Raw genomic sequence first — 13,513 nt, 5'->3', positions numbered from 1 at the left:
AGATGGATTGAATTATATAGATTGTATAAAATTATGATGGGACTCAAGTCAATATTTGATTTAATTGTTAATTAAAAAAATCTATAAGGGGTTGTATTAAGTGAAAAAGAAATATTTGAAAATTGGAGCTATAATCATTGTAATATTTATAATAGCTTTGGGATTATTTTTCTATTTTAAGGGAAAGTCAGATGCTAAGGAAATGGCGAATCTAGAAAAAAACAACTTGGAAGCTAATAATACTGCAGTTGTCGAAATCGGGAATATACAAACTAGTATTACCGGAAATGGAAATGTGAAATCAAAAATAGTGAAGGAACTAAAGACCCAAAACAATGGAGCAGTTGCTAAAGTATATGTTGAAGAAGGGCAAAGAGTGGACAAAGGGGATATAATATTAGAGCTTAGAAATGAATCGGATGACATAAGTATAAATCAAAGTAGTCTAGATATATTTGAAGCAGAAAATAGATTAAAAAAATTAAAGGAAGATGCTGAAAATTTAACCATTAAGGCTCCTTTTTCCGGGATTGTGACTGAAATTTCTGGGGAAGAGGGAGATAAGGTTTCTTCTGATCAAAAATATCTAAGGATTATTGATAAAAGTGTACTGGAAGCAGTTGTACCATTCAATAAGAAACAAGTGGAAAAGATGAAGGTCGGAGATAAAGCAAATGTTGTTGTATTAGGAAGCTATCAAACCCTTGAGGGGAAAGTTACTAAGATAAGTCAGCAAGGCTTTGGAGGAAAAAATGGTGGACTTTTGCATAATGTAACCGTTGAAGTTAAAAATCCAGGAGCCTTAGCTGAGGGTATGGAAGTTAAAGTGGATATAAACAAGGGTGGATTTTCCTATTACGCAATTGAACAAATAAATAAATTGAAATGGAAAACTAATAAAATTGTAGAATTTAAGATAGATGGAACATTAGATAATATAAGTGTCGAGCAAGACCAGAAGGTTAGTAAAGGTGATATTTTAGGTAAAATTAGTAATGAAGATTATTTAAGGGATATAGAGGTGCAAGAAAAACGTGTAAGAAATAATAGGCTTGAGCTTGGTAAGAAAAAGAAGGAACTTGATGATGATATCATATATTCGCCTATTGCCGGAACCGTAATAGGTATGAATGTTGTTTCAGGTGAAAATATAACTTCAGATGATACAGCGACTAAAATTGCTGATTTAGATAATTTAAAAATAACTATTCCAGTAGATGAATTGGATATACTTAAAGTAAAAAAAGGACAGGATGCTATTATTGATGTATCTGCTTTAAAGGGAAAAGCCTTCAATGGGAAAGTAACGGATATCTCTCAAGAGGGAAATATTCAAAATGGAGTTTCTACCTTTGATGTAACAATAAGTATAGATGAGCCTAAGGATTTAAAATTGGGTATGAGTGCTAATGTGAAGATCCTATTAGGTTCAAAGGAAAATGTATTATTAGTACCAGTAGATTATATTGATGAAAAAGAAGATAAATATTATATACAGGTGAAAAATAATGATGGAGAAACTAAGGAAACTGAAGTTGAGCTTGGATTAGTATCTAAGGACTTTGCAGAAATAGTATCTGATAATCTGAAAGAAGGAGATATTATATGGAAAGGAATTGGATATTAAAATGAAAGAGCCGATTATAGTAATGAAGGATATAAGAAAAACGTATAAAACAGGGGCCCTAGAGGTGGAGGTTCTTAAGGGAATTTCAATAGTTGTAGAACAAGGAGAGTTCGTTTCCATAATCGGATCCAGTGGGTCGGGTAAATCTACACTAATGAACATAATGGGCTGTTTGGATACATATACTGCAGGGGAATATTTATTGGACTCTAAGGATATTAATGCCTATGATGAAAAGGAATTGGCCATTGTTAGAAATAAGAAGATAGGATTTATATTTCAGAAATTTAATTTGCTTTCAAAATTAAATGCCTACGAAAATGTTGAACTTCCATTATTATATAGGGGTATAGACAAGGATGAAAGAAAGACAAGGGTATTGGAATCATTGAAGATGGTAGGGCTTGGCGATAGATTAAAGCATAGACCCTCTGAAATGTCGGGAGGTCAACAGCAAAGGGTAGCCATAGCAAGGGCCTTAGCGGGAAAGCCTCCATTGATTCTTGCGGATGAGCCAACGGGAAATCTAGATAGTAAATCCAGTGAGGAAGTAATGGATATGTTAGTAGACCTAAATAAAAAGGGAATCACAATTGTGCTAATAACCCATGACAATGAGGTTGCCAAATTGGCCAATAGAATAATTGAGATAAAAGATGGGGAAATTGTGGATGAAATAAATTAGAAAAAAGGAGATCAAGATGAATTTAATTACGATTATAAAGCTTTCTATAAAGGAGATACTTTCTAATAAATTGAGATCCATCTTAACTATGTTGGGAGTAATAATAGGTGTTTTCTCAATAATAGTTTTGGTATCAATAGGTCAGGGAGCAACTTCAAGCATAACAGCAGATCTCGAAAAAGGTGCAAATATAATCAAGATAAATATTTTCCCAGAAGACCCTGATAAGCTTATGGATTATGAAGAAACTATAAAGTTTTATGGGCAGTTCAAGATAAAAAATATATCACCGGTCTTAACCGCTAATGATGAAGTTAAGTACAAGGATGCTAAAAAGAGCTTTTCTATAATAGGAGCCGATAGAAGCTATATAAAACTTAATGATCAAAAGATGTCAAAGGGAAGGTTTATAGTACCCCTTGATATAGAGTATCGTCATAAGGTTGTGGCAGTAAATAATATGATGGTTAATACCTTCTTCAAGGGTGAGGACCCACTTGGGAAAACTATAAAAATAAATGGAGAAAACTATCAGGTAGTAGGAATCGTTGGAGATAAGGAAGCATCAATGTTCGAAATGTCACAGGAAGAGGTATATATTCCAATCACAACAATGCAGAGGGTTATGGGTCAAAAGGGAATTAACAATATTATGATAGAAGCCCATGATAAAGAAGAAGTAATAAAGCTTTCTGAAAAAATAAAGAGTAGTTTAGATAAACTATATCCTTCTAAGGATGAATATTCGAGACAATATTATATTTTTACACCGGAGGAAATATTAAAAGAAGTTAATAAGACAACTAGAATTCTTACCTTAATGCTTGGAGGTATAGCAGGGATATCCCTACTTGTAGGGGGAATTGGGATTATGAATATAATGTTTGTATCCGTAACAGAAAGAACAAGGGAAATAGGGATTAGAAAGGCAATAGGGGCCCAAAGAAAGAATATACTTATACAATTTCTCATAGAATCCAGTGTAGTAAGTGGTGTGGGGGGAATAATCGGTATATTAATGGGAATCGGAGTTAGTGAACTTATCACTAAGTTTTCCCCTTTAGAAACAAGGGTCAGCTTGGAAATCATTTTATTTGCTTTTTGCTTTTCATTAGCCGTAGGAATTATCTTCGGCATATATCCAGCTAATAGGGCAGCTAAATTAAAGCCTATTGATGCTTTAAGATTTGAGTAACTAAAATTATAAAAGCTTTGAAGTTTTGTGACACTATAGAGATTCCAGTCAAAACTTTGAAGCTTTTATTTATTAGTATAGACTTTAACTTATACTATGGAAACCCTATATATCTAAGACAATTATTAAAATAAGCATTGATTAAGAAGGAAATTAATAAATAAAATAGAAATAATTATAAAAAATAGATGAAATTGCATATATATATGTATGGGACTAAAAAGTTAATAAAAAAGGAAAGATGCTTAGACGACATGGGGGAATTGCATAATTGTGATTATTTTAATATATTTATTTGCAGAAGTTTTATATGCAATTGAGTCAATAATTCAAATTTATGGAGGAAAGTTATGGTGAATATGTTTCTTCTTAAAGACATTATTGATGTTGATATTTTGCAGGAAATCCAAGACAGATATGCAGAAGCCACGGGTTTTGCAGCTGTAACAGTGGATTATAGAGGCAAACCCATAACGAGATACAGTAATTTTTCCAATTTTTGCAAACTTATAAGAAAGGACGAACAATGTAGATATGCATGTTATCAATCCGATGCCCATGGAGGCTTAGAAGCAGCAAGAACAGAAAAACCTGCTATTTATAAATGCCCTATGGGGTTAGTAGACTTTGCCGTACCTATAATTGTAAAGGGTCAGTATTTGGGGTCCATATTGTCAGGTCAAGCGAAGTTGAAGGATGATGAATTGCTAAAGCTAGATAATATCACTAGACGAATAAGAAATTGGACTGATAATCCCGAGATAGTTAAGGCCTATGATGAAATATGCATAACCCCTTATGATAAGGTAGTAGCTGCTGCACATATGATGTTCTATATGTCAAATTATATTGTTGAAAAGGCTATGATTACTTTAATACAAGAAGAACTAAATGGCAAAAATATAAAGCTGTTGGAACAAATGAAAATTCGTGGGGAACTTCAAAAGGCCTTAAATGATGCAGAACTAAAGGCATTGCAGTCCCAGATAAATCCCCATTTTTTATTTAATGTTCTAAATACCATAGGAAGACTTTCCTTAATTGAAAAAGCTCCTAGAACACAGGAAATCGTTTACTCCTTAGCCGAGATGCTAAGGTATACATTGAAGAATAAAAGCAAAATAGTGTTATTGGAAGATGCAATTCTTCACATTGAAAGATATCTAAAAATACAATCTATAAGGTTTGGAAATAGAATAAAATTTGAAATAGATATCCCTCAAGGGATAAATAAAGTAAAGCTTCCCTTTATGACATTACAACCATTTGTAGAAAATGCTATTATTCATGGCTTAGAACCTAAGGAATCCGGTGGAAGTATTAAGGTTGTCGGATATAGCATAGAAGAAAGTATAATGATTGAAATAAGTGATGATGGAGTAGGTATTGATAATGATAAGCTGAAAATTATTTTAGATGACAGTAAAAATAATAGTAGTATAAGTAAATCAACTGGTATAGGTATTAGTAATGTAAGTAAAAGATTAAAGCATTACTATGGGGATAAATGCAGTATAGAAATCAAGAGCAGTATAGACGAGGGTACCCTGGTGAAGCTTTTAATACCAAAAACATAGGGGCTGAGGAGGAGCTAAAATGTTTAAAGTGCTTTTGGCTGATGATGAATATTTAGAAAGATATGCACTAAACATCATTATAAGTGAAGGCATAAAAGATGTAAGCATTGTAGGAGAAGCTTGTTGTGGAAGACAAGCGGTTGAGTTATGTGAAAAATTCAATCCTGATATTATATTTATGGATATAAAAATGCCTGGAATGGATGGTATTGAAGCAACTAAAATAATTAAAGCTAAGAATAAAGAAAAAATAGTTATTATACTTACTGCCTATGATGAGTTTGAACTTGCCCAAAGAGCCTTAAAGGTTAAAGCAGACGATTATATACTAAAGCCAGCTAGACCACAAGTGATTCTAGATACAATGAGAAAATATATGGATAGGATTGAAATGGGGTATGTTATTTCACAGGTAGAGATTCAAAGCTTGATAAATAATATAAGCCATGGTGACTATAACAAATCGAGGGAGAAATTGAATGAAATATTCAGTAGTATATATTCCCAGTATTTTAAGGATAATAAAGGATTTAAATTAAATGTGAGAAGTATACTTGATGGAATTCAATATGCATATGACAAAATCGGTTTGAAAACCACAAGAATTATAGATAGTGAATTTGATTTTAAGATTTCATCAATGAATAATGCCTTTGAGGTTAGAAAATGGCTATTTCAAATATTAGAAAAAATATTTAATGAGATAATAGATCAAAAAATATGTTGTTCTAATGACTCCCTATTTCTTGCCATGAATTATATAGAAAAAAATTATCAAAAGGGCATAACCTTGAAGGATGTAGCCCGGTATGTAAATTTAAATCCCAGTTATTTGAGTAAATTCTTCAAGAAGGAGCTTGATATTAATATTAGTACATATATTACGGAACGTAGAATCAACAAAGCCAAGGAGCTGTTAGAAAATACGGATATGCCAATACTAAATATCGCTGTAGATCTATCCTACAATGAATCAAACTATTTTAGTAAGGTTTTTAAAAAGATAGTAGGGATCACTCCTTCTGAGTATAGAAATAAAAAAAGATTGGAAAAACAGAGTCGGCTAAAAAGTAATCTTATGACCAAATATGTACATACTTCAAATGGAAAGTGGCAGATATGATATAAAATGAAAATATTGAAAACCAAAGAAACACATTGAGATTGACCTCTTAGTGTGTTTTTTTGTGGTGTCAAAAAACATAGGACAAAAAAATATACTTCCAGTACAAAAAATTATCATAGGGCCCCTCAGAAAATTAATGAACTCCTAAGGGCATTTTTAAGGAACACAAATTAATACATTAGGATAACAAATAATTATCGAGGTTTTTCGACATAATGAAAGAAATTATTGAATAGTAATTAAATGAGCAGATTTTATAATTACTTTCTATAATAACCATCCACCCTATATAGTTTTAAAATCCCAAAAGTTAAAAAACATCAAATATGATTATATCTTAAGTAATCACATCAAGGATGATATACCCATATGCAACTTAGGTAGGTAAGAGTTATGCAATTTCCTTAAATAAAAGTATGGCAATCAAAGTTTTTACTAAATAGAACAAATTTGAAAAAGGAGGATTAAAGTATGGGCAATGAGGCACTAGGAATGGTTGAAACAAAAGGATTAGTAGGATCAATTGAAGCTGCAGATGCAATGGTTAAAGCTGCAAATGTTCAACTAATTGGCTGCGAAAAAATTGGACACGGACTGGTGACAGTAATGGTTAGGGGAGATGTTGGAGCAGTAAAGGCCGCTGCAGATGCGGGGGCTGCTGCGGCTCAAAAAGTTGGAGAAGTTGTATCGATACATGTGATTCCAAGACCACATACTGATGTGGAAAAAATGTTACATACAAAGTAGAAATATAAGATACCGCTGATATCAAATATTTATGGAGGTGTAAATAAATGAAGGAAAATTTAATGGATAAGATTATGGAAGAGGTAATGAAGAAAGTCAATGAAACAAATATTGAAGAAAAGAAATGCCAAGAGATAGAAATCAATAAAGGACCAAGGGCCTGTGGCTTAACGGAATTTGTAGGAACGGCAATTGGCGACACCATAGGGATGGTTATTGCTAATGTAGATTATAATCTACACGAAGCCATGAAGCTGGATAAAAAGTATCGTTCCATAGGTATTGTTGGCGGTCGTACGGGGGCAGGGCCTCATATTATGGCTGCTGACGAAGCGGTAAAGGCGACTAATACAGAAATTATCACTATTGAATTAGCTAGGGATACAAAGGGAGGAGCCGGTCATGGTTGCTTAATCATATTTGGAGCAGAAGATGTATCCGATGCTAGGAGAGCAGTGGAAGTTACTTTGAAGGAATTAGACAGAACCTTTGGGGATGTTTATGCAAACGATGCAGGGCATTTGGAGTTTCAATATACTGCCAGAGCAAGCTATGCATGTAACAAAGCATTTAATGCCCCTATCGGAAAATCCTTTGGACTTATAGTAGGAGCCCCAGCTGCAATAGGTGTTCTTATAGCAGATACGGCGGTAAAGGCAGCCAATGTCGAAGTTGTGGGATATGGTTCTCCGGCTGAGGGAACAAGCTATTCAAACGAAGCAATTCTGATGGTTAGTGGAGATTCCGGTGCGGTTAGACAATCCCTTATAGCTGCAAGGGAAATAGGACTACAGCTTCTAGAAGCTATGGCGGGTGATGCACCGTCGACTACGACTCCATACATATAGTAATGAACTGATTGAAGGGAGGAAATGTGTATGAAATCCAAACGTTTTCAGGTTTTAGCTGAGCGACCAGTAAATCAAGATGGTTTTGTGGAAGAATGGGCAGAAGTTGGCTTGATTGCAATGAATAGTCCAAACGATCCCCAGCCAAGTTTGAAAATAGAAAATGGCAGGATAATAGAGTTAGATGGAAAGAAAAGACAGGAATTTGATATGATAGATAGGTTTGTTGCAGACTATGCAATTAATCTAGAAAATGCAGAAAAGGTTATGGATATGAATTCTCAAGAGCTTGCTAAGATGCTTTGTGATGTAAATGTTCCTAGAGAAGAGATTGTAAAGCTTAGTACTTCCATGACCCCGGCTAAGATAGTTGAGGTAGTAGGTTATATGAATGTTGTGGAAATGATGATGTCTCTTCAGAAGATGAGAGCAAGAAAAAGACCATCCAATCAATGTCATGTAACTAACCTTAAGGATAATCCTGTTCAAATAGCTGCTGATGCAGCTGAATCAGCAATTAGAGGCTTTGATGAACAGGAAACAACAGTGGGTATTGTACGGTATGCACCATTTAATGCCCTTGCGTTAATGGTGGGGGCTCAAGTTGGTAGACCGGGAATTCTAACCCAATGTGCCGTTGAGGAAGCTACTGAATTAATTCTTGGAATGAGAGGACTTACAGCCTATGCCGAAACAGTTTCCGTTTACGGTACAGAGCCAGTTTTTATAGATGGGGACGATACTCCTTGGTCAAAATCTTTTTTGGCTTCTGCTTATGCATCAAGGGGGTTAAAGATGCGATTTACATCTGGAACAGGTTCTGAGGTTCAGATGGGTTATGCAGAGGGGAAATCAATGCTTTACTTAGAGGCTAGATGCTTATATGTAACTAGGGGGGCAGGTGTTCAAGGAACTCAAAATGGTTCTGTAAGTTGTATTGGTGTACCCGCTGGAGTACCTGGAGGGATAAGGGCGGTGTTAGCTGAAAATCTAATTGCCATGATGCTGGATTTAGAATGTGCATCAAGTAATGATCAAACCTTTACCCATTCTGACCTTAGAAGAGTGGCTAGATCCTTAATGCAGATGGCCCCTGGAACTGATTTTATTTGTTCTGGATATAGCTCTACACCAAATTACGATAATATGTTTGCAGGATCAAATTGGGATGCTGAGGATTATGATGATTGGAATATAATCCAGAGAGATTTAAAGATAGATGCAGGACTTAGGCCGGTTACAGAGGAAGAAGTCATTAAAGTAAGAAATAAGGCTTCAAGGGTTGTTCAAGGATTATTTGATGAACTTGAACTCCCACAGATTACCGATGAAGAAGTAGAGGCAGCAACCTATGCCCACGGAAGCAAGGATATGCCCGATCGAAATGTGGTAGAGGATCTTAAGGCAGCGGAAGATATGATGGCAAGGGGAATAACGGGAATAGATATAGTCAAAGCCCTTTATAATAAAGGTTTTGAAGATGTTGCCGATAGCGTACTATCCTTATTAAAGCAAAGGGTTGCGGGAGATTACCTTCATACTTCAGCAATTTTGGATAAGGATTTCAAAGTAATAAGTGCTGTCAATCTACCCAATGATTATGCTGGGCCCGGCACCGGATATATAATTAGCCAAGAAAGATGGGATGAGATAAAAAATATTCAAAATGCAAGAAAAGCTTCAGATTTTGAATAAAAGCCATGGTAGAGAGGGGGTTTATGTAATGAATTTAGATGAAAAAATGTTACGTAAAATAATCAAGGATATTATTATGGAATTCGATGTGGAAGAAGATCAGATGAAATTTGATGATGGCATAGGGGTTGAAAAAGTTAACTTAGAGTGTAAGGACTTGGAATTGAAGGAAAAGGGAAGTTCAAATATGGGAACTAAATCAAATGAAGTCGTAATTGGAGTTGCACCGGCATTTGGCAAATACCAAACAAAGACCATCACTGATATAGAACATTCCAAGGTGTTGAGAGAGATTATTGCTGGCATTGAAGAAGAAGGGGTAGAGGCCAGAATTATAAAGGTTTATAGGACATCGGATGTTTCATTTATTGCCCATGATGCGGCAAAAATAAGTGGCTCAGGAATAGGCATAGGAATTCAATCCAAAGGAACAACAGTAATTCATCAAAAGGATTTATTCCCACTAAGCAATTTAGAACTTTTCCCACAAGCTCCAGTAATAACATTGGAGGACTATAGAGCTATTGGTAAAAATGCGGCAAAATATGCAAAGGGAGAGTCACCTAACCCGGTTCCCACTAAAAACGATCAAATGGCAAGACCAAAGTATCAAGCCTTAGCTGCCCTTTTACATATAAAGGAAACTGAGCATGTAGTATCACACAAAGAGCCTGTGGATTTAGAGGTGAACTTCAAATAATTGGAGGTGAAATAATGAACGAAAAAGAAATAATTGAAAAAATTGTAAGAGAAGTCATAATGTCAATGGGGAATAAAGGCATAAAAGGTGAAACCGATATAAAAGACGAGAAATTACTAAATGACAAAGGACATATGGATGCAAATAAGGATTATCCATTGGCAGAGAAAAGACCTGAATTGGTAAGGACTCCAACAAATAAAAAATTACAGGATATAACCCTAGATGCTGTTTTGAATGGGAGTATAACGGCTGATGATGTTAGAATATCTCCTCGGACCTTAGAGCTACAAGCACAAATATCCGAGTCTGTAGGAAAGGACGCATTCGCAAGAAACCTAAGAAGAGCGGCGGAACTCATAACCATACCCGATGATAGGATTCTTCAAATATATAATGCTCTAAGACCTTATCGTTCAACTAAACAGGAGCTTTTAGATATAGCCGATGAACTTGAAAATAAATATGATGCCAAAATAAACAGTGCTTTTGTCAAAGAGGCAGCCCAGGTCTATGAGGAAAGAAACAGGTTGAAAAGAGGTTAAGCTATGAAACTAATTGCTGGAATAGATATTGGTAATGCTACAACAGAAACAGCATTAGCAAGTTTAAAGGAAAATACGAAGATTGAGTTTTTGTCTAGTGGTATTGTCAAGACATCGGGCATAAAGGGAACAAGAGAAAATATTCATGGTGTATTTTCCTCGTTAAAAAAGTCCTTAGAGAAAGCTGGATATAGTATAGGGGACTTAGATTTAATAAGGATAAATGAAGCCGCTCCAGTTATTGGAGATGTTGCCATGGAAACCATAACAGAAACAATTATCACTGAATCAACTATGATAGGACATAATCCTTCAACCCCTGGGGGTATAGGTTTAGGGGTAGGATATACTGTATCAATAAAAGATCTCAATTTAGTAGAAGAAGATAAGCCCATAATAGTTTTGATTCCAAAGGAAATTGATTTTAGCGATGCAGCTTCACTAATAAATAGGGCAGTAAAAAATGGAGTAGACCTACAGGGGGCAATTGTACAAAAAGATGATGGGGTTCTAATAGCAAATAGACTCAGTAAGACTATACCGATAGTAGATGAAGTAACACTTTTAAGTAAAGTACCCTTAGAAATGAGGGCATCCATAGAAGTGGCACCGGTTGGAGGTGTAGTAGAAGTACTTTCAAATCCCTATGGCATAGCCACAGTATTTGAATTAAGTTCCAAGGAAACTAAGATGATAGTTCCAATAGCCAGGGCGTTAATTGGAAACAGATCAGCTGTTGTTATAAAGACACCTAAGGGGGATGTTAAGGAAAGAAGGATACCGGCCGGTAAAATACAGATAATAGGAGAAAAAAGGAAGAAAATCATAGATATAGATGAAGGTTCCAAGACCATAATGAAGGTTTTAAGTACTTGTGCCCCCATAGAAGATGTGAAGGGTGAGCCCGGGACTAATGCGGGAGGAATGCTTGAGAGGGTTAGACAGGTTATGTCGGATTTAACAAAACAACATCCTAATTCTATAAAAATACAAGACCTCCTTGCTGTCGATACCTTTGTTCCCCAGATAGTAAAGGGAGGACTCGCCGGTGAATTTTCTATGGAAAATGCCGTTGGAATAGCAGCTATGGTAAAGGCGGATAAGTTACAAATGCAAATGATAGCCGATGAACTTAAAAAAACAATAGATGTGACTGTAGAGGTAGGTGGGGTAGAGGCTGATATGGCAATAAGAGGGGCTTTAACAACCCCTGGAACCAATACGCCTTTAGCTATAATAGACATGGGTGCAGGTTCCACCGACGCATCATTTATAAGTAAGGATAGAAAAATCAGTTCTATTCATTTAGCCGGTGCTGGTAATATGGTCACTATGCTTATAAATTCAGAACTTGGGTTAGAGAATTTTGATCTTTCCGAGGATATAAAGAAGTACCCCTTGGCAAAGGTCGAGAGTCTTTTCCATATAAGACATGAAGACGGGTCAGTTCAGTTCTTTGAAAATACCCTTGATCCAAAGGTATTTGCCAGGGTCGTAATATTGAAGGAAGATACAATGATTCCAATACCAGGGCAGCATTCCTTAGAAAGAATTAAGTATATCAGGAGGACAGCCAAGGAAAAGGTATTTGTAACTAATGCCATTAGGGCTTTAACAATGGTATGCCCCACTGGAAATATAAGAGAAATAGAGCATGTTGTTTTAGTAGGGGGTTCAGCCCTAGATTTTGAAATTCCACAATTAGTTACAGATGCACTTTCAAAATATGGGGTAGTGGCAGGCAGAGGCAATATAAGAGGAAGTCAAGGGCCTAGAAATGCTGTTGCAACGGGATTGGTATTGGGATACAAGGAAGAGGTAGATGATATATGAAAAACAATAAGTCCGCAATAAAGATTTATTATGATTCTAGAATAGGAGATATCAGTTTCTTCCATGACCTGCTATTGGGAATTGAAGAAGAGGGAATCCCCTATGAGATAAAGGGCATGGATGGAGAATCCTCTATGGTATACAGCTTTAAGGCTGCTGAAGAATCCAGATTGGATGTGGGATTAGGAATTTGCCATGATGGTTATGTCACTCTTCACCACGTAAAGCTTAAAAGGGATAGACCCTTATTTAGGATAAATGCAAATATCCAACACAACAGTTTGAGATTATTAGGTTCAAATGCCGCTAGGCTTGTAAAGGGAGTACCCTTTAAGGATATGGATTAAAGGGCTAGTTTGAGAAATATAGAAATAAGCAAATAAAGAGTATTCTAAGATGAATTTAGAGGTAAGTAAATCGTTTTAAAGGAGGTGTTCTCCTTGTCTAAGCTTGCTTTGGGGATTATTGAAACTGTAGGTCTTGCTGCCGCAATAGAAGCTGCCGATACTGCAGTAAAATCAGCAAATATTAGGCTACTAGGATATGAACTAAGCAAAGGCGGAGGATTGGTCACAATCAAAATAGAAGGAAATGTGGGTGCTGTTAAAGCTGCAGTTAGGGCAGGGTGTATTGCTGCCCAGAAGGTTAGTAAGGTGTGGAGTAAGCAGGTTATACCAAGACCCCATGTGGAATTAGAAAAATTAATAGTAACCGAGGAAACCGTTGGAATATTAAAGAAAAGTGAAGAAAATAAACTCCAGAATATTGAAGAAATACAAGAATCAAAATCCAAGTTGGTAGAAAAAATTGAAGTAGTAGGATCACAGGATGAATCTGAAAATATAGAAAAACAATATAAAAACCAAAGGGAGATATGTAATCTATGTGGAGATCCCCTTTGTCCTAGGAAAAAGGGGGAACCAAGAAAGCTTTGT

The 13,513-nt window shown here is 35.6% G+C and carries 12 protein-coding genes and 1 pseudogene; all 13 read left to right on the top strand.

Annotated elements, in window-relative coordinates:
* Positions 1-100 precede the first annotated feature (100 nt).
* The 13 genes and pseudogenes from N4A68_17485 to N4A68_17425 all read left to right on the top strand — a co-directional run bounded on the left by N4A68_17485 (position 101) and on the right by N4A68_17425 (position 13,285).
* On the top strand, positions 101-1,627 hold the full coding sequence (locus tag N4A68_17485; protein ID MCT4566087.1) for an HlyD family efflux transporter periplasmic adaptor subunit: 1,527 nt from the start codon (positions 101-103) through the stop codon (positions 1,625-1,627).
* Positions 1,628-1,640: 13 nt separating this feature from the next.
* Positions 1,641-2,312 carry an ABC transporter ATP-binding protein gene (locus N4A68_17480; protein MCT4566086.1) on the top strand — a complete coding sequence of 224 codons (672 nt, stop codon included), beginning with the start codon at positions 1,641-1,643 and terminating at the stop codon, positions 2,310-2,312.
* Between the two features lie 16 nt (positions 2,313-2,328).
* Positions 2,329-3,507 carry an ABC transporter permease gene (locus N4A68_17475; protein MCT4566085.1) on the top strand — a complete coding sequence of 393 codons (1,179 nt, stop codon included), beginning with the start codon at positions 2,329-2,331 and terminating at the stop codon, positions 3,505-3,507.
* A 350-nt stretch (positions 3,508-3,857) separates the two neighbouring features.
* Positions 3,858-5,084 (top strand): PocR ligand-binding domain-containing protein, encoded by a 1,227-nt coding sequence (locus N4A68_17470; GenBank protein MCT4566084.1) that lies wholly within the window; start codon positions 3,858-3,860, stop codon positions 5,082-5,084.
* A 19-nt stretch (positions 5,085-5,103) separates the two neighbouring features.
* Positions 5,104-6,207 (top strand): response regulator, encoded by a 1,104-nt coding sequence (locus N4A68_17465; protein ID MCT4566083.1) that lies wholly within the window; start codon positions 5,104-5,106, stop codon positions 6,205-6,207.
* Between the two features lie 474 nt (positions 6,208-6,681).
* Complete coding sequence (locus N4A68_17460; protein ID MCT4566082.1) at positions 6,682-6,957, top strand: BMC domain-containing protein; 276 nt, start codon at positions 6,682-6,684, stop codon at positions 6,955-6,957.
* 47 nt (positions 6,958-7,004) lie between these two features.
* A complete protein-coding gene (pduB, locus tag N4A68_17455; protein MCT4566081.1) occupies positions 7,005-7,805 on the top strand; it encodes a propanediol utilization microcompartment protein PduB in 801 nt (266 codons plus the stop codon).
* Between the two features lie 30 nt (positions 7,806-7,835).
* Entirely contained in the window at positions 7,836-9,500 is a 1,665-nt protein-coding gene (locus tag N4A68_17450; protein MCT4566080.1) for a propanediol/glycerol family dehydratase large subunit, read from the top strand.
* A 28-nt stretch (positions 9,501-9,528) separates the two neighbouring features.
* Positions 9,529-10,200, top strand: coding sequence for a propanediol/glycerol family dehydratase medium subunit (locus tag N4A68_17445; protein ID MCT4566079.1), 672 nt, complete (start codon positions 9,529-9,531; stop codon positions 10,198-10,200).
* Between the two features lie 14 nt (positions 10,201-10,214).
* On the top strand, positions 10,215-10,745 hold the full coding sequence (locus N4A68_17440) for a diol dehydratase small subunit (protein ID MCT4566078.1): 531 nt from the start codon (positions 10,215-10,217) through the stop codon (positions 10,743-10,745).
* Between the two features lie 3 nt (positions 10,746-10,748).
* On the top strand, positions 10,749-12,578 hold the full coding sequence (locus N4A68_17435) for a diol dehydratase reactivase subunit alpha (GenBank protein MCT4566077.1): 1,830 nt from the start codon (positions 10,749-10,751) through the stop codon (positions 12,576-12,578).
* The gene (locus N4A68_17430) at positions 12,575-12,925 is read left to right on the top strand and encodes a glycerol dehydratase reactivase beta/small subunit family protein (GenBank protein MCT4566076.1); all 351 of its coding nucleotides are present in this window, start codon (positions 12,575-12,577) and stop codon (positions 12,923-12,925) included. The genes N4A68_17435 and N4A68_17430 overlap by 4 nt, the downstream gene beginning before the upstream one ends.
* A 93-nt stretch (positions 12,926-13,018) precedes the next feature.
* Positions 13,019-13,285, top strand: a pseudogene (locus N4A68_17425) (BMC domain-containing protein).
* The last annotated feature ends 228 nt before the right edge of the window (positions 13,286-13,513 follow it).

The sequence above is a fragment of the Maledivibacter sp. genome, assembly GCA_025210375.1.
Classification (GTDB): domain Bacteria; phylum Bacillota; class Clostridia; order Peptostreptococcales; family Caminicellaceae; genus JAOASB01.
The sequence above is the reverse complement of the archived record's forward strand: the minus strand, read 5'-3'. Positions and strand labels throughout refer to the sequence as shown.